Raw genomic sequence first — 20898 nt, 5'->3', positions numbered from 1 at the left:
TCCTCCGGCCCGACAGCGTCATCGCGGCCGGGACCGGGAGCGGGCGAGCGCCGGCTCCTCCGGTTCGCGCTACAAATGGACACATCGATCGGAGACCGGACATGAGCGATCAGACGCTGCCACGACCTCTTGCCGCAGAGCGGCGCGCGCACATCCTGACGACCCTCGCCTCGGAGGGAGCGGTGCGGATCTCGCAGCTCACGGAGGCGCTCGGAGTGGCCACCGTGACGCTCCGCCGCGATCTCGTCGACATGGAGCGGGAGGGCCTGCTCAGCCGGGTGCACGGCGGCGCCGTCGCCCTCGCCTCCTCGGCCGAGACTCCCCGCCCGCCCCGAGGCGATGCTGCGACGCTCGGCTCGATCGCCGTGCTGGTCCCCTCGCTCGCCTACTACTGGCCCGGCGTGCTGCGCGGGATGGAGAAGGCGGGGGAGCGCCTGGGCTACGAGGTGATCCTGCGCGGAGCCTCCTACGAGCTGCAGGACGAGCGCCCCGTCCTCGAGCGCCTCCTGAAGTCGGGGGACGTGCGCGGGCTGATCGTCGCGCCGAACACCGACACGGAGCATTCGGGCGAGGTCATCCGCTGGCTCAGCGACTGCTCGGTGCCGGTGGTGCTGGTCGAGCGCGACGTGACGCTCGAGCCCGAGGGCGACCTGCAGCTCGAGACCGTCACCACCGACCACGCGCTCGGCGCCGTGCTGGCCGCGCGCCACCTCGCCGAGCTGGGGCACCGGAAGGTGGGGCTCGTGCTCTCCCGGTCCTCGCCCACCTCGCGCAAGATCACGGCGGGCTGGCTGCGCGCCTGCCAGTCCCTCGGCCTCACCCCGGCCGACCACTTCGAGCAGCTGCTGCCCGATCGCTCGAGCCCCGAGTTCTCGGAGGTCGTGAACGCGACGCTCGAGACCGCGCGGGCGACCGGAGTCACGGCGCTGCTCGTCCACTCCGACCCCGAGGCGATGGCCTTCGTCGACCTCGCGCTCAACCGCGGCATCTCGGTGCCGGGGGATCTCTCGGTCATTGCGTACGACGACGAGGTGGCGCGCCTGTTCACCCCCGCGCTGACCGCGGTGAGCCCGCCCCGCACCGAGGTGGGCGAGGCGGCGGTGCGCCTCCTGGTCGACCGCATCGAGAACCCGCGCCGGTCGATCTACCGGATCCAGCTGAACCCCGAGCTCATCGTCCGCGACTCGACGGCGGCGCCGACCCGCCGCTGACGGCTCCCCCTGCTGGTCGAGTAGCCGCGCAGCGGCGTATCGAGACCCGCAGACACCAGAAGTACGGCGGAGGGGGATCTCGATACGGCCGCTCCACGGCCTACTCGATCAGCAGGGGAGGGTAGGAGTCCGCGGCCGCTCCGGTCAGCGCAGCTCGACCAGCCCGCGGAACGGCGCCAGCCGCTCGTCGGCGGGGTCGAGCTCCGTCACCATCACGCTGATCGCGTCCCAGGCGAGGGCCCGCGCCAGAGCCGTGCGCTCGAGCTTCGTCGAATCCACGAGCAGCACGGTCTCGCTCGACGAGGCGACGAAGACGCGCTTGACCTGCGCCTCCTGCAGCGTCACCTCGCTGGTCCCGTCGATCGACACGGCGGAAGCGGAGGTGAAGAAGCGGTCGTAGTGCAGCTCGGCCGCGCTCGAGCACGCGAGCGGGCCGACGAAGCTGTCGGTCTCCTCCTCGAGCTCCCCGCCGATCAGCACCACGCGGGCGCGCGCGGCGCGGCGGGCGGAGGCGTGGTTCTCGAGCGAGTTCGTGGCGACGAGCAGCTGCGGCGACTCCGGAGCGGCTCCGAGCAGGGTGCCGGCGGTGGAGGAGGCGTCGACCGCGATCGCGCCGCTCACGGGTACGAGGGCGACGGCCTTCCGCGCGATCTCGCGCTTCGCGGCGGCTCCGGCGGCCAGGCGCTCGGCGAACGGGCGCGGGCGCAGCGCGGGCACCGCTCCTCCGCGGACGCGGCTGAGCCGTCCCTCCGCCTCGAGGTCGGCGAGGTCGCGCCGCACGGTCATGGTCGAGACGTCGAGCTCGGCCGCCGCGTCGTCGAGCCGCACGGCGCCGTCGCGCTCGAGCAGGCCGATCAGGCGCGCGCGCCGCTCCGCCGAGTCCACCGTGGCCATGCCGCTCCCGTTCCGCGCCGCATCGGCGCCCGCGCGGTCGAGCGTATCCGCAGGTCGGGAGGGATGCCGCCCGCTAGACCCGCACGCCGCCCGCCCGCTCGCGCACCAGGACGGCGGCCACGAGCCCCGCGCAGACGACGGCGATCACGGCGACCGTGCCGGCCACTCCGACCGCCGGAGCGGCCAGCGGGGCCGCGGCGACCAGTGCGACGGCGGGCAGCACGATCGCCGCCCGCAGCGGTTCGCGGTCGCCCAGCGGACGGTGGACCGCCCACAGCAGGAGCAGGTACCCGGCCACCGGAACGGCCACGGCGGCCCCGAGCACGAGCTCGGTCTCCTCGAGATGCCCGGCGGTGGCCGCCACCGCCGACTCCAGCCCGGCTCCGAGCGCCGCCAGCGCCGCGAAGACGAGGTAGTGCGCGTAGCCCCAGCGGTACGACAGGCCGCGCCGCGCCTCGAGGAGCTCGCCCGAGGGGTGGAGGTACGACAGCCACCACAGCGCGAAGACGAGCACGAGCGCCGCCAGCGAGACCAGCGCGAGCGGCGCGCTGAACCCGCGTTCGGCCAGCGACTCCTGCATCCCGGCCACCGCGGCCAGCACGCCCTCGCCGAGCAGGATGATCGTGAAGAGGCCGTACCGCTCCGCGATGTGGTGCGGGTGCCAGCTCGGCTCGCCCTTCCGCGCCGCGTACAGCGGGACGCACAGCTCCAGGGCCGCGAGCACGACGAAGCTCGCGATCGCCCACTGCTCCGGGAGCAGGAGCCTCAGGAGCCAGCCGACCTGCACGAGGGTGAACCCGATCGCGCTGCGCTGAGCGGAGCGGCGGTGCGCGGGCGAGGACACGGCGACGCGGACCCACTGGCTGACGAGCGCCATCCGCATGACCGCGTAGCCGATCGTGATCGCGGTGAAGTCGCCGCTCTCGAACGCCGTCGGCACCCCGGCCGCGAGGACGAGGACGCCCGCCATCTGCGCGAGCGTCAGCAGCCGGTACGGCACGTCGTCGGTGTCGTAGCCGGAGGCGAACCAGGTGAAGTTCATCCACGCCCACCAGATGGCGAAGAACACCATGCCGAAGGGGAGGATCGTCTCGCCGGCGTGCCCCTCCTCGATCGCGTGGGCGAGCTGCTGCACGATCTGGGCGATCGCGACGACGAACGTCAGGTCGACGAGCAGTTCGAGCGGGCTGGACGCGCGGTGCTGCTCGTCGACGGAGCGCGGACGCATCCTGACGAGGAGGGGTCGCGGGGCGGCGGTCATGCGGGGGGCCGGCGGCACGGGGAGCACATGCGGTCATCCTCCTCCCTTCGGGCGCCGGTCGACGGAGGTGCGGCGAGCGCGCGAGGACGCCGCAGTGCCGCCTGTCAACGCCCTCCAGCACGCGGCCGGTCCCGGCCTACCGTGTGGTCGTGGAGGTGGACGCATGAGGAGAAGGACGCTGGCAGTGCTCGTGCCGGTGCTCGCCCTGGCCGGCTGCTCCGGGCCCGACACCGCGGCGGCCGAGAGCACCGCGGCCGCGTTCGAGGCGGCCCTCGCGCGGGGTGACGGAGCCGCGGTGTGCGCCCTCCTCACTCCGCAGGCGGCGGCGGCGCTGACCGAGCAGGAGGGGACGGACTGCGTGCAGGCGATCGGCTCGCTCGCGCTGGCGGCCGGCACGGGCGAGCCGCGCGCCGAGGCGTTCGGGCAGGGCGCGATCGTGGAGCTCGACGGCGACACCGTGTTCCTCGCGGCCAGCGGTGACGGCTGGCGCGTGCGGGCCGCGGGCTGCGCGCCGACCGGCGAGGACACTCCGTTCGACTGCAGGATCGACGGCTCCTGATGCGCGCCGTCTTCACGGGCTGCCTCGCCGTCGTCTCGGCGGGCCTGGTCTACTTCGTCGCGCTGGGGGTGCTGCACCGGTGACCTCGCTGCTCCGCGAGCCCCGCACCCCGACGCGCTCCTTCCTGCGCGACAACTCGCTGACGCTGCTCTTCGCGGCTCTCTTCCTCCTGAGCCTCGTCGGCCAGTCGATCGCGGGGCTGCTGTCGTACCGGCAGGAGCTCGAGTCCGCCGGGCTCGAGCCCGTCGGCTGGCTCCGCTACGTCACCTCGTCGAGTTTCGCGGGCGACGTCGCCGAGAACTGGCAGTCGGAGTACCTGCAGTTCTTCCTCTACATCGCCGCCACGGTGTGGTTCGTGCAGCGCGGCTCGTCCGAGTCGAAGACCGTGGACGACCAGGGTCCGGGCACCGACGAGGAGCAGCGGGTGGGGGAGTACGCGGAGGAGTCGTCACCCGGCCCCGCGACGGCACCGCCCGGTCCGCGCCGCTGGTTCTACTCCCACTCACTGCTGCTCGTGATGGGCGCGATCTTCCTCGGGTCGTGGTTCGCGCAGTCGGTCACCGGGCGGGTCGCCTACTCGGAGCAGCAGCTGATGGACCTCTCGGCGCCCGTCTCGTACGCCGAGTACCTGATGAGCTCGGACTTCTGGAACCGCACGCTGCAGAACTGGCAGTCCGAGTTCCTCGCGGTCGGCAGCATGGCCGCGCTGTCGGTGTACCTGCGCGAACGGGGGTCGCCGGAGTCGAAGGCCGTCGGGGCCCCGCACGCCGAGACGGGCGGGGCCGAGTAGGTCAGCCCGCCCAGGCGACCTCGACGTCGAGGACCCAGGTGACGCCGAAGCGGTCGCGCAGCATGCCGTAGAGCGGCGACCAGCCGGACGGGGCGAGCGGAGCGACGATGTCCGCGCCCTCGGCGAGCGACTCCCAGTAGCCCGAGATCTCGTCGGCGTCGGTGCCGCGGACCGAGACGAACACCGGGTTCGTGCCCGGGTCGTACTCGGTGCCGGAGCGCACGTCGAAGGCCATCACGCGGAAGCCCGCCTCCGAGACGACCTGCCCCCACGAGAGCTGGTCGGCCTCGGCCGGGTCCGTCGTGAGCTGCGCCTGGTCGTTCGTGACGGCGTCGAGCCGGCCGCCGAAGACCGAGCGGTAGAACTCGAGCGCCGCGCGGGCCTCGCCGCGGAAGTTGAGGTGCGTGGTGGTGGTGATGCTCATGGGATTCCCTCCGATCGGCCGGGACGTCCTCCCGGCGACGCCCACTGTGCCGGGGAATGCGGACGAATCCTGTCCTCTTCTCGATCTAACATCGGGACATGCCCTCTCCCAGTGCGCGGATGCTCCAGCTGCTCTCGCTCCTGCAGCTGCGGCGGGACTGGCCGGGCGCGGTACTGGCGGAGCGGCTCGACACGACGCCGCGGACGGTCCGGCGCGACGTCGATCGGCTGCGGGAGATGGGCTACCGGATCCGCGGGACGAAGGGGCCCGACGGCGGCTACCGGCTCGAGGCGGGGACCGAGCTGCCGCCCCTCCTCCTCGACGACGAGCAGGCGCTGGCCCTCGCTGTGGCGCTGCGCTCGGCCTCGGCGACCGGCACCGGTCTCGAGGAGGCGTCGGCGCGGGCCCTCGCGACTCTGCGGCAGGTGCTGCCGGCGCGGTTGGCGCAGCGGCTGGACGCGCTGCGGTTCACGACGGCGCCGGTGCCGGGGCCGACGGTCGAGCCGGAGGTGCTCGTCGCGGTCTCGGCGGCCGTGCGGGCGGCGGAGGTGCTCCGGTTCGCGTACGCGGGTGCGGGCGCGGGCCCGGACGGGCGGCGTCGGGTGGAGCCGCACCACCTGGTGGCGCGGCAGGGGCGCTGGTACGTGATCGCGTTCGACCTCGACCGGGAGGACTGGCGGACGTTCCGCGCCGATCGCGTCTCGGATCCGGAGTCGATGCGGCGGCGCTTCGAGCGCCGGCCGGTGCCGGGCGGCACTCCGGCGGCGTTCCTCTCGGCGCGGTTCCGCGGATCGGACGACGGTGCGTGGCCGTGCGTGGGGAGCGCGGTGCTGCGCACGCCGGCCGCCGCGGTGCTGCCTTTCGCCGAGGAGGTCGAGGACCTCGGCGACGGGAGCTGCCGCGTCACGGCCGGGTCGTGGTCGTGGGAGGCGCTCGCCGCCTCCTTCGGGCGCTTCGGCGTGGAGGTGGAGGGGGCGCGGCCGGTGGAGCTGGTGGCGGCGTTCGGCGTGCTGGCGCGGCGGTTCGCGGCGGTGGGGGCGGATGCGGGTTCGGGGGAGGCTCCTCCACAGGCCTGATTCCGCGCCGGACTTCCTCGATGCGGGAGGAAGGTGGTCATACTCGGATGGGTCCGCGCATACGGTTCCGGCACTGCCTCACCCGGCAGTCCGCCCCGCAGGCGGTCCCCCTCTCCGAACGGATGACCATGCCCTCTCCCCGCACCCTGCCGTCTCGCATCCTGCTGTCCCGCATCCTGCCCTCGCGCGCTCCGGGCTCCCGCCGCTCCTTCCTCGCCGCGGTCGCCCTCGCCGGGACGATGCTCGTCGCCCCCGCGGCGGCAGCGGCCTACACGACCGCCCACCCGGAGGGAGGCACCTGGTACTACGGCGTGAGCAACGGCACCGTGCTCTCCTCCTACAACCACCCGTCGCGGTCTCACCGCGCCTCGGTCTTCAACGGGAACCACTACGGCACGGCCTGCACGGCGAAGAAGCGGGTGGCGTCGGTCAGCGCCCCGGAGCGCCCGCTCGTGACGGACCGCGCGTACTACGCGTTCTGCTGACCACCGACCCGCGAGGCGGGTGGAGCACCCGCTCCGCCCGCCGCTGCCCTGGAGGCTGATGTGAGAAGCAGGAGCGTCGTCGTCGGCGCGGTTCTGGCGGTCGTCCTGTCGGCGGTCTTCGCCGTCCTCTTCGTCCGGGCGTTCGACGCCCGAGGTCCGATCTGGAACGGCGGATGGCAGATCCGCGTCTCGGGGGACGCCGCACCGGTGATCCCGGCCGCCGAGCTGTACGGCGAGCTCGTCAGCCTCGCCGGAGCCCGAGGGATCGACGTCGCGCGGTTCGTGGAGGACGCCGAGGACCCGGCAGGGGTGCGCCACCTGTTCGTCGTCGGCGACGGGGCGTCGGCGGAACTGCTCCGCGGGGGTTATCAGGCGGTCGACACCTCTCGGACGACCACGGTGGCGCCTCTCGTCGACCTCGGGAGCCTCGACGTGCGGGGCGCCTATCTGGTCGCAGGGGATCGAGCGGAGGCGGACGCGGTGCTCGCCGTGATCGAAGCGGGCGGGTGGACCGGCACCGTGCATCCCTACCCGAGGAGCGTCGACCTCGACTCCTTCCGCGAGTACGGCGATCTCCTGCGGGCGCTCATCGTGGCCGTGCTCGGGGTCGTGATCCTGATCGGTGCCGGCACCGTCCTGCGGAGCAGGGCGCACGGTGTCCAGCGCCTGCACGGCGCAGGCTTCGCGGGGATCCTGATCAGCGAGTGGCGCGGGCTCGCCGCCCCGGTCGCCTGCTGGTCGGCGGCGGGTCTGGCGTCGGTGGTCCTCGCGACGGCGGGGCTCAACGGCCTCGCGCAGTCGGCGACGCTCGTCGCACTCTTCGCCGACATCCTCGGGATCGTCGTCCCCGCCGCGATCGTCTCCCACCTCGCCGGCATCGCGCTCACCGACGGCCGTCACCTCGTCGACCAGGTCAAGGGCGAGATCGACGGATGGTGGGTGCTCGTCGGCGTCTACGCGGTGCGCGTTCCCGCCGTGCTCGTCCTCCTGGCGGTCGTCGCCGCACTCGGGCAGAGCGCTCGCGTCGCGGAGCTCGAGAACCGGACGCGCGAGTTCTGGAGCTCAGCGCAGGACGCCGTGATCCTCGGGATCAGCGGATACCTGAGCCAGGAGGAGTACCTCGGCGGGATGCCCGCGTTCGCGGACCTCGTCTCCTCGCAGGCGTCCGAAGGAGCCCTCATCCTGGCGGAGCCGGGCCTCTCAGTGGAGCCGGACGTCCTCCTCGTCGACGAGGGGTACCTCCGAGCGGTCGAGGTCCTCGGAGAAGGAGGATCGCGCATCACCGACGTCCCGGACGGGGTCGTCACGGTCCTGGAGCCCGAGGGGACGAGCCCCGAGCGCAGGCGGGTCGTCCTGGAGGACGTGCGGGCGTGGCAGGAGACGCAGTCCGGAGTCGCCGTTCCGGCGTCGGGCACTGTCTCTCTGGGGATCGAGGAACGTGTCCTGCCCCGGGGACAGACCCTCTTCACCTTCCGCAGCACCGACGTCGACGTCCTCGCGAGGGAGACGTCCGTCGAGGATCCCGTCCTCGTGGTGCTTCCGTCGATCGACGTCTACGCGCCCTCCGAGGTCTACTCGGCGATCACCCGCGGCGCCGTCCTCTTCACCGACCCCGGAGCGGTTCCCGACGCTCTCCGGGAGCGGGGCCTCGAGGATCAGGTCGTCGCCCTCACCCCCGTGGCGTATCAGGCGAACGAGCAGTACCAGCGGGCGCTCGGCACGCTCTCGATCAACGTGCTGGGACTCGTCAGCGGGACCGTCGTGGTCCTGCTCACCGGTCTGGTGTCGGCGATGGTCATGGCCGAGAAGGACCGGCGGCGGGCGTTCGTCCACCGCATCGCCGGGCTCGGCCCGCTGTCGGCCCATCGGAGCGGTCTCGTGCTCGAGGGCGTCCTCCTGCTGGGCGCGGTGGCCGTCAGCGTCGTGCCGATGTGGTTCCGCGACCCCCGCGACGTGAGGACGGTGCTCGATCTCGGCACGGTCGACACCGAGCGGTTCGTCCTCGAGCAGTCGCTGCTCGCCCTCGGCCTGACCGCGCTCAGCTCGGCGCTGCTCGTCGCCTGCCTCGCACTCGCCCGCCACCGCGCCGCCCGTCCGCGCTCCGACGACTCCTGATCATCCCGACCCGTTCCTCTCGCGAAAGGCTTCCCGTGATCCACGCCACCGCCCTCAGCAAGGGCTTCGCCCGCCGAACCCTGTGGGCCGACCTCGACGTCGACGTCCCGTCCGGCCGCAGCCTCGCGCTGACCGGCTCGAGCGGCAGCGGCAAGTCCACCCTCCTCAACTGCCTCGGCCTGCTCGACGCCCCCGATTCCGGCTCCATCGAGGTCGACGGTGAAGAGCTGACCCGGCTGCGGGCCGGAGGACGTCGACGGTTCCGGAGGCACCGCCTCGGCTACCTCTTCCAGAACTACGCCCTCGTCGACTCGGCGACGGTCGAGCAGAACCTCGCCCTCGCCCTCGGCGAGCGGCGCGGACGAGCGGGCCGCTTCGAGGGAGCCCTCGAGAGGGTCGGGCTGGGCGGACGGAGTCGGGAGCGGGTGTCGCGGCTGAGCGGCGGCGAGCAGCAGCGCGTCGCCCTCGCCCGCCTCCTGGTGAAGAGCCCGACGGTCGTGCTGGCCGACGAGCCCACCGGCGCCCTCGACGCCGACAACTCCGCGATGGTCCTCGAGGTGCTCGCCGAGCTCGCCGGTCGCGGCGCCAGCGTCGTCGTCGCGACCCACGACGAGGCGGTGGCCGCCTGGTGCGACGACCGCCTGCACCTCTCACCGCGGTGATGCGCGCCCGCGCCGCGCCGCCGCTCCGGAGCGGAACTCACCCGGCGACGGCGTGCCCCTCGTAGCTCAGCGACTCCAGCACCGTCGCGCCGATCAGCGACTGCAGCCCCAGCACCCGCCCGGTGAACCCGCCCGCGACCTCGGTCGAGAGGTAGCGCCCGTCCAGCACGGCGAGGCGCTCGTACCCGCCGACGTCCTCGACCCCCAGCTCGATGTCGTCGGGACCGCCCGCGGCGGCGGGGACGCTGGCGAGCACCAGGGTGATCGGGCCGGGAGTGCGATCGCGACGGGTGACCGAGGATTCCAGGGGTCCGATCCGGGCTCGCGCCGAGACTCCGGTCGCGTCCGCATCGATCCCGTACCAGTGCGCGTCGTCCAGCCGCAGCAGGAAGCGGAACGAGCCCTCGCCCGGGTCGATGCGGCAGCGGGCGCGCCAGTGCTCGTCCGGGATCCGCGTCGCGAGCATGCCGCTGGATCCGTCCGCCTCGATCGTCGCGACGAGCTCGGTGCGTCCGTCCGACGCCTGCAGCACCCGCTGCGGGACCGTGTTCGGCGACACCCAGCGCGGTCCGAGCGGCAGAGCGAACGACTCCGTGAAGGAGTGGTCGACGGAGGCCCCCGTGAACCGGTCCGGCACGACGACGGGCCAGTCGTCGACCCAGTCGACTCCCGCCAGGAACGTCTCGCGGCCGTTGACGTGGAACATCGGCGTGATCCCGCGAGGCCGCACCCCGAGGAACACCATCGCCCACTCCCCGTCCGGGCCCTCGACCAGGTCGGCGTGACCGGTGTTCTGCACGGGCAGGGTCGTGCTCCGGTGGGTCAGGATCGGATTCGCGGGGTCGCCCTCGAACGGGCCCGAGATGCTCCGGGACCGCGAGATCGAGGCGCAGTGCCCCCGCTCCGTGCCACCCTCGGCGACCAGCAGGTACCACCACCCGCCGCGGGAGTAGAGGTGCGGAGCCTCCGGGAACGCGAGGCCGGTGCCCGACCAGACCGATCGCGGCGCTTCGAGAAGCATCCCGGTCGTCGTGTCGAGGCGCGCCTGCACGATCCCCGACAACGGACCCGTGCCGCACCAGGTCAGGACGCAGGTCCCGTCCTCGTCCCACGCCAGATCCGGATCGATCCCCGGGGCGCCGACGACCCGCACCGGGTCGGACCAGGGGCCGCTCGCCTCCTTCGCGGTCACGATCAGATGGCCCGAGCCCGGACCCGACACGTCCGTCGTGATCATCCAGAACCGGCCGTCGTGGTGGCGCAGCGTCGGCGCGTAGATGCCGCGGCTGCCGCCTCCGCCCGGTGCGAGCTGCGACGGCCGGTCGAGGACGTTGCCCAGCAGCGACCACGACCGCAGATCACGGCTGCGCAGGATCGGCACGCCCGGGAAGTACTCGAAGGAGGAGGCGACGAGGAAGTAGTCCTCGCCGACGCGGCAGATGCTCGGATCGGGATGGAACCCCGGCACGATCGGCGCCTGCGTCGTGGTGAGGGCGGGAGCGTTCTCGAGGAGGGTCACTTGATCCCCACCGCCGCGATGCCCTGGATGAAGTAGCGCTGCAGCGCGACGAAGAGCAGCAGGATCGGCGTCAGCACGAGCACGGAGCCGGCCAGCAGGATCCCGTAGTTCGTCGCGTTCTGGCCGGTCGAGTAGAGCGAGAGGGCGACCGGGAGCGTGTACATGTCCTCGGACTGCGCGGCGACGAGCGGCCAGAGGAAGTTGTTCCACGAGCCCAGGAAGGTCAGGATCGCGAGGGTCGCGAGCGCCGGGCCGCACAGGGGGAGGACGATGCGGGTGAAGATCCGCACCTCACCCGCTCCGTCGATCCGCGCGGCCTCGAGCAGGGCGTCGGGGATCCCCATGATGAACTGCCGCATCAGGAACACCCCCATCGGCCCGGCCAGGAACGGGAGGATCAGCGCCGCGTACGTGCTGATCAGCCCGAGCTTGCTGACGACGACGAAGAGCGGGATGAAGGTGACGATGCCGGGCACCATCAGCGTGATCATCACGAGCGCGAAGATCACCTTCTTGCCGGCGAAGTCGATCTTGGCGAGCACGTAGCCGACCATCGAGCAGAACAGCAGATTGCCCAGCACGGTGAACAGCGCCACGACGGTGCTGTTCACGAAGAACCGCCCGATGTCGAGGCGGGTGAACCACGCGACGAGGTTGTCGAGCGTCGCGTCCTCGGGCCACCAGGTGATCGGGCGCTGCAGCAGCTCGGCGTTCGTCTTGAACGCGCCGAGGAACATCCAGACGAACGGAGTGAGGGTCACGACCAGCGCGATGACCAGCACCGCGTAGGTCAGCATCCGACCGTGGCGGATCGGACGGCGGCGGCGGACCGGCTCCGGCACGCGCTCGGGCGTCCGGTCGGGCGAGGCTCCGAGCGGAGTGGTCCGCGGGGCGCGGACGGGGGTGGTGGTCATGGCGTCAGTCCTTGGATCGGAAGGCGCGGAACTGCACGAGGCTCAGCAGCGCGATGGCGACGAAGAGGATGTAGCTCGAGGCGGAGGCGAGACCGAAGTTGCCGAACCCGAACTGGTTGTAGGTGAAGTAGCTGATCGACAGCGTCGAGTCCAGCGGCCCGCCCTTGGTCATCACGAACGGCTCCTCGAAGAACTGCAGGAAGCCGACCGACAGCAGCACCGCGCCCAGGAGGAGGGTCGGCCGCAGGATCGGCAGGGTCACCCGGACGAAGCGCTGCCACGGGTTCGCCCCGTCCACCTCGGCCGCTTCGAGCACATCCTGCGGCACGTTCTGCAGGCCGGCGAGGAAGAGCACCATCAGCGTCCCGACACTGCGCCAGACCGCCATCATGATCATCGCCGGCATGGCCCAGGCGGGATCGCCGAGCCAGTTGGGACCGGTGATGCCGATCGCTCCGAGCGCCGTGTTGAGGAGCCCGTCGGGCTGGAGGATGAACCGCCACACGACCGCGACCGCGACGATGCTCGTCACGACCGGCGCGTAGAAGCCCACGCGGAACGCGGTGCGGAAGCGGGTGATGCCGCTGTTGAGCGCCACGGCCAGCGCCAGCGCGATGACCATCGTCAGCGGGATGCCGACGGCGACGAAGTAGAGGGTGTTCACGAGCGAGCGGAGGAACCGCGGCGTCGACAGCAGCGTCGTGAACTGCTCGAGGCCCACGAAGTCCACGCCGAACGGAGTCGCGATGTCGCGGTTCGTGAAGTCGGTGAACGACATCCCGAGCGAGGCGAGCAGCGGGAACACCATGAAGACCGCGAAGGAGGCCAGGAAGGGCAGCGCGAAGAGGTACGCCACCACCGTGGCGCGCCTGCGGGCGGGGTTCCGGCGGCGGTCGCCGACGCGCAGGGCGCCGGCGACCGCCGCGGGTGACTGGACGGACGTCACTGCCCGGTGCCCATCGCGTCCGCGGTCTCCTGGAGCGAGGCGAGGGCCTCGGCCGGGTCGGCGCCTCCGCGGTACACCTGCTCGATCAGGGTGTCGGCGGCCGCCGAGATCTCGGGCCAGACCGTCAGCGCGGGCAGGCCGCGCACGTCCTTCAGCTGCTCGCCGAAGACGGCGACGCGCGGGTCCTCGGTGAGCGCCTGGTCCTCCCATGCCGAGGTCTGCGAGGGCAGGTCGCCGACGAGCTCGAACCACTCGGTCTGCGTCGACGGCTCGGACAGCCACTGGATCAGCTTCCAGGCGGCCTCCTTGTTCTCCGACTCCTCGAAGACGGCCAGGTTGGCTCCGGCGATGAGCGACGTGCCGCTCGTGCCCACGGGCATCGGCGCGACCGAGAACTTGTCCTCGAAGCCGGGACCGCCCGCCTCCATGATCTGCCCGACGTCCCACGGGCCGCTCATCATCATGGGAACGGTCCCGGCGACGAGGTCGGCCGACGGGCCCGTCGTCGCGTCCGGGTTCTTCGAGGCGATGCCCTCGTCGAAGAAGCTCTTGAGGTAGGTGACCGCCTCGATCATCTCGGGGGAGTCGAGCGTCCACTCGGTGCCGCCGTCGTTCTGCAGCTCCGCGCCCTGCGACCAGGCGAAGGGCATGCCCGAGAGGAACGCGTTCCAGCCACCGGACGGCAGCGCGACGCCGTACTGCGCGCCGTTGTCCTGGTAGGCCTTCGCCAGGGCCTTGAAGCCCTCGAAGTCGGTCGGGAACGAGTCGAAGCCCGCTTCCTCCATCAGGTCGGTGCGGTAGAAGATCGCGCGGGTCTCGACGTACCACGGCACTCCGAGGACCTCCTCGCCGATCTCGGTCGAGGCGACCGCGCCCGGGAACATCCCGGAGGTGTCGATCTCGTCCGGCACGGGGGAGAGGGCGTCCGAGAACGTCGGCATCCAGTCCGAGCCGAGCATGCCGATGTCGGGGGTGTTCCCGCCCGCGATCGCGGTCTGGTACTTGCTCTGCGCCGAGTCCCACGGCACGGCCGTGACGGTCACGTCGAGGTCGGGGTTCTGCTCCTCGAACTCCTGCAGGAGCTCGGGCAGCGCCTCGCCCTCGGTGCCCTGGGCCCAGATGGTGAGCTCGCCGGTGGCGGGTCCGTCGGACAGGCCGACGGCCTCGCCCGCGGCGGTCGCGGTGCCGTCGCCGCGGCCGCATCCGGTCAGCAGCAGAGCACCGGTCGCGAGCACCGCGAGCCCGGCGAGGGTGGAGCGCCTGGGGGTTCGGATCATCATCGTTCCTGTCTCGGGAGCCGCGTCGCTCCCGGTCGCTGTGGTGGGGACGGGAAGCCCGTCGTGAAGAATCTAAGCGCTTTGATTTTCGAGCGCAAGAGCAGGATCGGAGACCCCGGCCGCTCAGCGGCAGCCGCAGCTCCGACGGATCGAGACGGTCGCCTCGAGGGCGGCTGCCGGAGCCGCGTCGACCGACCCGAGCACCGCCAGCAGTGCGGCCACGGCCGCGCGCCCGATCTGCTCCATCGGCTGCACGACCGTGCTCACCGGCGGGTCCGCGAGCCGTCCCGCCACGATCCCGTCGAACCCGGTGACGGCGATGTCCTCGGGTACCCGGAGCCCGGCGAGGCGCAGCCGGTCGAGCACGACCACCGCCTCCTGGTCGGTCGAGCAGACGATCGCCTCGGGCGGCGCGCCGAGCAGCTCGGCGAGCGAGTCGAGGGTCGCCTCGGCAAAGCCGGGGCGGCTAGGCCGCGGCTGCTCGGGGACGAGTCCCGCGCCGGTCAGCGCGTCGACATAGCCGTCGTACCGCTGCTGGAACTCGGGCAGGGAGGTGTCGCCGAGGTAGGCGATCCGCCGCAGGCCGTGCTCCGAGATCAGGTGCGCGACGAGATCGCGCATGCCCGAGCGGTTGTCGACCGGAACCGTGCCGACTCCCTCCACCCGCTCCTGCCCGCCGAGCTCGACGACGGGCAGCCGGGTCGAGAGCGAGCGCAGCACGTCGTACTCGAGCGCGCCGGCGAAGCTGATCAGCCCGTCGACCCGCCCGGCGATGTCGGTGACGGAGGGGGCGTGGCCGGTGCGTCCGCCGCCGCCGATCATCAGGGCGAGCCCGCGGTCCCAGCACTCCAGCTGCACGCCGCGCTGCACCTCGTCCACGTAGAGGGGGAAGAGCCTCGCGTCGTCGTTGGCCGACGGATGCGGCCGCTCGTCGCCTCGGACGTGGAAGGACTGGTCGACGAAGTAGTCGAAGGAGTAGAGCCCGATGGCGCCGGTGCGTCCCTTCGCCAGCCCTCTGGCACTGGCGCTGGGGATGTAGCCCAGCTCGTCCGCCGCCGCGAGGACGCCTTCGAGGGTGGCCGTCTTGACCCGGTGCGGCTGCGAGAAGGCGAACGAGACGGTCGCGATCGAGACGCCGGCGCGCGCGGCGACGTCGTACACGGTCGGGCGCTTCCTCACGACTCCTCCTTCGCGCCCGGGCGGGCGGTACGAGCTACGAGCTTAGGAGCGGCGGTGCGGGCGTGCGTCCACCGCCCCGAACGACGGCGTCCCCCTCCCCGAGAACTCGGGGGAGGGGGACGCCGTCGTGCGGAGCCGTCCGACTACTCGGTGATCGTGAAGCCCTGCGACTCGCCGTAGGTCGCGAGGTTCTCCTGCCAGGCCTCGAGACCGGCGTTGAGGTCGGTGCCGTTGGAGTAGGCCTGGCCGACCGTGTCCGCGAACACGCTGTTCGCGTAGACCTGGAAGGGCAGGTACTCGAAGCCCTCGACCACGTTCTCGGAGGCGTCGACGAGGACCTTGTTGATCTCCTGGCCGCCGAAGTACTCGGGGGTCGCGTTCAGGAACGCGTCGTCGTTGAGCTGGGCGGTGGTGGAGGGGAATCCGCCGCCGTCGAGGAACACGCCGATGCTCTCGTCGGAGTTGTTCAGCCAGCGCAGGAACGCCGCGGCGAGGGCCGGGTCGTCGGTCTGCTCGATGACGGACTGCGCGCTGCCGCCGTTCTCAGCGGTGGCGGCCGAGCCGTCGTAGCTCGGCAGCGGGGCGACCCGCCAGTCGCCGGCCCCGTCGGGGACCGAGCCCTCGAGGATCCCGGGCATCCAGGCTCCCGTGATCAGCGTCGCGATCGTGCCGTTGCCCAGCGCCGTGAACCAGTCGTCCGACCAGGTCGGGATCGGCGAGAGCAGACCCGGCTCGAGCAGCTGGTTCCAGGTGTCGGCCCACTTCTTCGACCCCTCGTCCTGCAGATCGATCGTGACGTCGGTGCCGTCGGTCGTGAACGGCTGTCCGCCGGCCTGCCAGATCAGCGGGTCGGCGAAGCCGGGGTCACCGGCGTCGTTGGTGATGAACTTCGACGGGTCGGCGGCGGTGAGCTTCGCGGCCTCGGCGATGTACTCGTCCCAGGTGGTGGGCACGGCGAGGCCGTACTGGTCGAAGATCGCCTGGTTGTAGAGCATCACCATGGGGCCCGAGTCCTGCGGGAGGCCGTAGAGGCCGCCGTTGAGGTTGACGGCGCTCCAGGTGGACGCGGTGTAGTCCTCCTCGAGGTCGGCGAGGCCGTAGGGGGTGAGGTCGAGCAGTCCGTCCGACAGGGCGAACTGCTGCATCGCGTAGTACTCGATCTGGGCGACGTCGGGCGCTCCCGAGCCGGCCTTGATCGCGTTCTGCAGCTTGGTGTACTCGTCCGTCGCGGTGCCGGCGTTGACGACCTCGACCTCGACGTTCGGGTACTCCTCCATGAAGGCGGCGGCCTGGTCGGCGCCGGTGGGCGTCCAGGTCCAGTAGGTGAGCTCGCCGCCGCGCTCGAGGGCGGCGTCGAGGTCGGCGGCCGACCCGGCGGAAGCGGATCCGGTTCCGGAGTCGGAGCTGCACGAGACGAGGGACATCGCGGAGATGCCGGCGACGACGAGCCCGGCGAGCACGCGGCTCCGGGTGCCTCGGCGGAGTTCGAACATGGTGGTCCTTTCACTTCTTCGTGGTGGGGAGGGAGTGCTGTGCGGGAGGGGTGGTGCAGGTGCGCGGGGCGGACCGGGGGTCAGCCCTTGACGCTTCCGGCGCTCAGGCCCGACTGCCAGAAGCGCTGGAGGAACAGGAAGATCACGACGATCGGGACGATCGTGATCAGGGAGCCGGTGATGACGAGGTTGTAGATCGGCTCGGCCGAGACGCCGCTGGCCTGCGAGCTCCACTGGTTCAGGCCCACCGTGAGGGGGTACCAGGTCGGGTCGCTGAGCATGATCAGGGGCAGGAAGTAGTTGTTCCAGGTGGCGACCACCGAGAACAGCGCGACGGTCACGACTCCGGGGGTCAGCAGCTTGAGCGAGATGGTGAAGAACGTGCGCATCTCGGTCGCCCCGTCCAGCCGCGCCGCCTCGAGCAGCTCGGTCGGCACGGAGTCGATCGTGTAGACCCAGACCAGGTACAGCCCGAACGGGGTGATCAGCGACGGCAGGATGATCGCCCACGGCGTGTTCGTGAGCCCGAGCTGGCTGAAGAGCAGGAACGTCGGCACGGCCAGCGCGGTGCCCGGCACGGCGACCGCGCCCAGCACGACCGCGAAGTAGGCCTTCTTGCCGGGGAACCGGAACTTCGCGAGACCGTAGCCGCCGAGGGTGGCGAGCAGGGTCGCCCCGCCCGCGCCGACGACCACGTAGAGCAGCGTGTTGCCGAGCCAGCGGAGGAAGATGCCGTTGTCGTAGGCGAAGGTCGCGACGATGTTCTCGCCCAGCACGAAGCTGTCGCCGAAGCCGAGTCCGAACGAGCTGAACAGATCGGCCTGCGTCTTGGACGCGTTGATCACGAGCCACAGCAGCGGGACGAGCGCGTAGAGGAGGAACGCCAGCATCACCAGCGTCAGCGCGACGGATTTGCGGGGCCGGCTGATCGATCCGACGCGGCGGACCCGCGGGTTCAGGGTGCGCAGGGTGGTGCTCACTGGTCTTCCTTCCGGCTGCCGCGCAGCTGCACGACGTAGGCGATCGTGGCGGTGATGACGCCCATGACGATGGCGACGGTGGCCGCCGAGTTGAACTGCTGGCCGGCGAACGAGAGGTTGTAGGCGTACATGTTCGGCGTGAAGTAGGACGAGATCACGTTCTCGGCGAGCGGCTTCAGCACGTTGGGCTCGTTGAAGAGCTGGAAGCTGCCGATGATCGAGAAGATCGTCGCGATCACGATCGCGCCGCGGGCGGCGGGCAGCTTGATCGCGGTGATGACCTGGAAGCCCCGCGCCCCGTCGATCTCGGCGGCCTCGTACAGCTCGGCGGGGATCGTCTTCAGCGCCGAGTAGAAGATCAGCATGTTGTAGCCGATGTACTCCCAGGTGACGATGTTGCCGATCGACGCGAGGATCCACTGGCTCGAGAGCGGTCGCAGCACCTCGGCTCCGAGCAGGTCGTTGATATTGGCGGTGAGCCCGAAGTTGTTCCCGTAGAGGAAGCCCCAGATGAGGACGGCGACGACGGCCGGCACCGCGTAGGGCAGGAAGATCACCATCCGGAACAGGCCCGACGCGTAGAGCCGCGCGCTGTCGATCGCGAGGGCCGCGATCAGCGAGAGGAGCAGCATGACCGGCACCTGCACGAGCAGCACGAGCACGACCCGGAGGAAGCCGTCCCAGAACTGCGGATCCGAGAGGACCGCGGCGTAGTTGTCGAGGCCGACGAAGCTGTTGCCGCCGATGATCCGGTTCTGGAAGAGGCTCAGCCAGAACGCGTAGGCCAGCGGAGCGAGGAACACGAGCGCGAACACGGCGGCGAAGGGGCCGGTGAACTGCCAGCCGCGCCAGTCGCGGCGCGCCCTGGTCGGTCGCGGGGGCGCCGGCGCCCGGCGGTCGTCGTCGGAGCGGAGGCGCTCCACCATCGTGGTCATCGGCCGGTCTCCTCTGCAGCGGTGCGGAGCACCCGGACGTCCCAGGGTCCGAGTTCCACGGGGGTGCCGGGAGCGAGCTCCCGGCCGGTGAGCACGTCGACCGCCGCGCGCTCGAGCGTCGCGGCCCGCGGGGTCCAGCCCCAGTTGAAGACGAAGACGAAGCGCGAGCCGGAGGCGGTGCCCGAGGACACCGTCACCGCGCGGTGATGCGCGGTGACCACCGGCTCCGCCGCGGTCAGTGCGAAGCGCACGACCTCCCGGGCGAGCTCGGGGTCCGGCACGGTGCCGACCACCGTGATGTCGCCGCGGCCGTACCGCGTCGTCGTCACGGCGGGGAAGTCGCCGAACCGGGGGTGGGCGTAGCCCGCGAGCACGGTCGCCCCGGTGGGGAGGAGCCCGTCGATCCACAGGGTCGCCCGGGCGTCGGTCGAGAGCGGGAGGAGGGTCGAGCCGGTCACGGGGACCGGCGTCGGCACGGTGCTGAACTCCTCGTAGCCGACCTGCGCGGGGCCGGCGAGGCGCGCCGGCGCGGGCTCGATGCGGGCGCGCGCCTCGTCGTCGCCGTAGGCGGTGCGCGGGCCGATGACCAGGTGGCCGCCCAGTGCCGCGTACTCGCGCAGCAGCTCGAGGTCGTCGTCGGTGCAGACGTACAGCGCCGCCGCCACGATCACGGGGAAGCGCCGGGCGAGTTCGGCGGCGCCCAGGCCGCGCGCCTGCTCGACGTGCAGGATGCGCGCCTGGCCGCCGGCGTCGACGATCCCGCGGTGGAAGGAGTCGACGATCCGCTCGTAGGATTCCTCGTCGGGCCGGCCGTCGCGGCTCAGCGGCGGCATGAACTGCAGCGCGTACCGGCTCGAGGTCGACCAGAGCACAGCGGCGTCCGCATCCGGGACGTAGCCGTCGAGCGCGTCGCCGAGGGCGGCGAGGTCGCGTCCGATCGCCGAGACCTCGGAGTAGACGCGGCCGGGGACGAGGCTGTGCGGGAGGACCCCGCCCCAGTAGGTCTCGGCGCCGAACGGCAGCGTGTGCCAGTGCCAGTACTCGATCATCGCCGCGCCGCGCGCCACGAAGGCGAGGGCCGACTGGCGCAGCTGGCCCGGGTAGGGCGGGAGGTTGTTGTCGGCGGTGTCGATGGCCTGCGCGTTCGTCTCGGTGACGAGGTAGCGCTGCTGACGGGAGGCGTAGAGCCGGTCGGCCTGGCGCAGCAGGCCCGGGACGCCGGACGTCGTCCAGTAGTTCGGGTGCTCGTGCTCGACACCGGTCTCGAGATGGTCCTGCATGCCGTAGTAGGGGTTGCCCGCTCCGACGTCGAGGGCCTCGAACACGGCGCGCTCGTCGACGCCGCGGCGCGGGTACTGGAGGCACGTGGTCACGAACTGGTCCTCGCGGGAGTACTCGCGGACGAGAGCGGCCTGCCACGCGATGAAGTCGGTGGTCACCGCCGACTGGTACCGGCGCCACGCCAGGTCGTACTGCGGGAAGGTGTTCCCGTCGGGACGCCAGAGCTCGCTCCAGTCGTCGACCCGGTGCGACCAGTAGGTGAGGCCCCACTCGCGGTTGAGCGTCTCGACGTCGCCGTACTGCTCGCGGAGGCTGCGCACGAATCCGGTGAAGACGCCGTGGTTGTGCAGGAGCTCCAGGCCCGGCTCGTTGTCGACCTGGTAGCCGATGACCGCGGGGTGCGCGGCGTAGCGGCCGATGATGCGGCGGATCACGCGCTCGGCGTGGAAGCGGAACGCGGGGTGCGAGTAGTCGACCTCCTGGCGGGCACCCCAGGCGATGCGCTCGCCCGTCCGCCGCTCGCCGGCGATCTCGGGGTGCGCGGTCTGCAGCCACGGCGGCACCGCGTAGGTGGGGGTGCCGAGGATCACGCGGATGCCGCGCTCGTGGGCCTCGTCGAGCACCCGCTGCATCCACTCGAGCTCGAAGACGCCGTCGCGCGGCTCCCAGGTCGACCAGACGGATTCGCCCACCCGGATCGCGGTGATGCCCGCCGCGACCATCAGATCGAGGTCCTCGATCAGCCGGTCCGAGACGTGGTACTCGGGGTAGTAGGCGACACCGAGCAGGATCTGCTGCGGCAGTGTCGGCGATGCGGAAGTCATGGCTCTGGGCACTCCATCGTGGTGAACTGTTCTCGATAACAGTTGGCAGAGGCGATTGTGATCGACAACATTG

At 71.7% G+C, this 20898-nt stretch carries 19 protein-coding genes; 7 read left to right on the top strand and 12 right to left on the bottom strand.

Annotation, left to right across the window (positions count from 1 at the left end; genetic code table 11):
* Positions 1-101: 101 nt before the first annotated feature.
* On the top strand, positions 102-1211 hold the full coding sequence (locus ASF46_RS15565) for a substrate-binding domain-containing protein (RefSeq protein ID WP_056868378.1): 1110 nt from the start codon (positions 102-104) through the stop codon (positions 1209-1211).
* Between the two features lie 144 nt (positions 1212-1355).
* Here ASF46_RS15565 and ASF46_RS15560 read toward each other — a convergent pair whose 3' ends face one another.
* Both ASF46_RS15560 and ASF46_RS15555 read right to left on the bottom strand, forming a co-directional pair.
* The gene (locus ASF46_RS15560; RefSeq protein WP_056868377.1) at positions 1356-2105 is read right to left on the bottom strand and encodes a DeoR/GlpR family DNA-binding transcription regulator; all 750 of its coding nucleotides are present in this window, start codon (positions 2103-2105) and stop codon (positions 1356-1358) included.
* Positions 2106-2178: 73 nt separating this feature from the next.
* Complete coding sequence (locus ASF46_RS15555) at positions 2179-3333, bottom strand: low temperature requirement protein A (RefSeq protein ID WP_082485618.1); 1155 nt, start codon at positions 3331-3333, stop codon at positions 2179-2181.
* A 196-nt stretch (positions 3334-3529) separates the two neighbouring features.
* On the opposite strand from ASF46_RS15555, the gene ASF46_RS15550 reads away from it, so the two are divergent.
* Together ASF46_RS15550 and ASF46_RS15545 are read left to right on the top strand one after the other, a co-directional pair.
* A complete protein-coding gene (locus ASF46_RS15550; RefSeq protein WP_157602600.1) occupies positions 3530-3925 on the top strand; it encodes a hypothetical protein in 396 nt (131 codons plus the stop codon).
* 79 nt (positions 3926-4004) lie between these two features.
* The gene (locus ASF46_RS15545; RefSeq protein ID WP_235576962.1) at positions 4005-4715 is read left to right on the top strand and encodes a DUF6766 family protein; all 711 of its coding nucleotides are present in this window, start codon (positions 4005-4007) and stop codon (positions 4713-4715) included.
* A 1-nt stretch (position 4716) separates the two neighbouring features.
* Here the strand turns inward: ASF46_RS15545 and ASF46_RS15540 are convergent, their stop codons facing one another.
* Positions 4717-5139 (bottom strand): VOC family protein, encoded by a 423-nt coding sequence (locus ASF46_RS15540; protein ID WP_056868375.1) that lies wholly within the window; start codon positions 5137-5139, stop codon positions 4717-4719.
* Positions 5140-5237: 98 nt separating this feature from the next.
* Between ASF46_RS15540 and ASF46_RS15535 the strand changes: the two genes are divergently transcribed.
* The 4 genes from ASF46_RS15535 to ASF46_RS19215 all read left to right on the top strand — a co-directional run bounded on the left by ASF46_RS15535 (position 5238) and on the right by ASF46_RS19215 (position 9477).
* Positions 5238-6215: a helix-turn-helix transcriptional regulator gene (locus tag ASF46_RS15535; protein ID WP_056868374.1), complete on the top strand. Its 978-nt coding sequence runs from the start codon at positions 5238-5240 to the stop codon at positions 6213-6215.
* 128 nt (positions 6216-6343) lie between these two features.
* Positions 6344-6700 carry a lactococcin 972 family bacteriocin gene (locus tag ASF46_RS15530; protein ID WP_056868373.1) on the top strand — a complete coding sequence of 119 codons (357 nt, stop codon included), beginning with the start codon at positions 6344-6346 and terminating at the stop codon, positions 6698-6700.
* 60 nt (positions 6701-6760) lie between these two features.
* On the top strand, positions 6761-8815 hold the full coding sequence (locus tag ASF46_RS19220; protein ID WP_056868372.1) for a hypothetical protein: 2055 nt from the start codon (positions 6761-6763) through the stop codon (positions 8813-8815).
* Positions 8816-8850: 35 nt separating this feature from the next.
* On the top strand, positions 8851-9477 hold the full coding sequence (locus ASF46_RS19215; protein WP_056868371.1) for an ABC transporter ATP-binding protein: 627 nt from the start codon (positions 8851-8853) through the stop codon (positions 9475-9477).
* 37 nt (positions 9478-9514) lie between these two features.
* Here ASF46_RS19215 and ASF46_RS15515 read toward each other — a convergent pair whose 3' ends face one another.
* The 9 genes from ASF46_RS15515 to ASF46_RS15475 form a co-directional block, all read right to left on the bottom strand.
* Positions 9515-10996 (bottom strand): glycoside hydrolase family 43 protein, encoded by a 1482-nt coding sequence (locus ASF46_RS15515; protein WP_056868370.1) that lies wholly within the window; start codon positions 10994-10996, stop codon positions 9515-9517.
* Positions 10993-11910 carry a carbohydrate ABC transporter permease gene (locus tag ASF46_RS15510; RefSeq protein ID WP_082485545.1) on the bottom strand — a complete coding sequence of 306 codons (918 nt, stop codon included), beginning with the start codon at positions 11908-11910 and terminating at the stop codon, positions 10993-10995. The genes ASF46_RS15515 and ASF46_RS15510 overlap by 4 nt, the downstream gene beginning before the upstream one ends.
* 4 nt (positions 11911-11914) lie before the next feature.
* Positions 11915-12856, bottom strand: a complete 942-nt coding sequence (locus ASF46_RS15505) for a carbohydrate ABC transporter permease (protein WP_056868369.1) — start codon at positions 12854-12856, stop codon at positions 11915-11917.
* Positions 12853-14136 (bottom strand): extracellular solute-binding protein, encoded by a 1284-nt coding sequence (locus ASF46_RS15500; RefSeq protein WP_056868368.1) that lies wholly within the window; start codon positions 14134-14136, stop codon positions 12853-12855. The genes ASF46_RS15505 and ASF46_RS15500 overlap by 4 nt, the downstream gene beginning before the upstream one ends.
* A 120-nt stretch (positions 14137-14256) precedes the next feature.
* Positions 14257-15312, bottom strand: a complete 1056-nt coding sequence (locus ASF46_RS15495; protein ID WP_056868367.1) for a LacI family DNA-binding transcriptional regulator — start codon at positions 15310-15312, stop codon at positions 14257-14259.
* A 143-nt stretch (positions 15313-15455) separates the two neighbouring features.
* The gene (locus ASF46_RS15490; protein WP_056868366.1) at positions 15456-16805 is read right to left on the bottom strand and encodes an ABC transporter substrate-binding protein; all 1350 of its coding nucleotides are present in this window, start codon (positions 16803-16805) and stop codon (positions 15456-15458) included.
* 80 nt (positions 16806-16885) lie between these two features.
* On the bottom strand, positions 16886-17695 hold the full coding sequence (locus tag ASF46_RS15485; RefSeq protein WP_056868636.1) for a carbohydrate ABC transporter permease: 810 nt from the start codon (positions 17693-17695) through the stop codon (positions 16886-16888).
* A gap of 86 nt (positions 17696-17781) precedes the next feature.
* Positions 17782-18720, bottom strand: coding sequence for a carbohydrate ABC transporter permease (locus ASF46_RS15480; RefSeq protein WP_416351497.1), 939 nt, complete (start codon positions 18718-18720; stop codon positions 17782-17784).
* A complete protein-coding gene (locus ASF46_RS15475; protein WP_056868365.1) occupies positions 18717-20825 on the bottom strand; it encodes a beta-galactosidase in 2109 nt (702 codons plus the stop codon). The genes ASF46_RS15480 and ASF46_RS15475 overlap by 4 nt, the downstream gene beginning before the upstream one ends.
* Positions 20826-20898: the final 73 nt, after the last annotated feature.

It is taken from the genome of Rathayibacter sp. Leaf296 (genome assembly GCF_001423045.1).
Taxonomy (GTDB): Bacteria; Actinomycetota; Actinomycetes; order Actinomycetales; family Microbacteriaceae; genus Rathayibacter; species Rathayibacter caricis.
The sequence above is the reverse complement of the archived record's forward strand: the minus strand, read 5'-3'. Positions and strand labels throughout refer to the sequence as shown.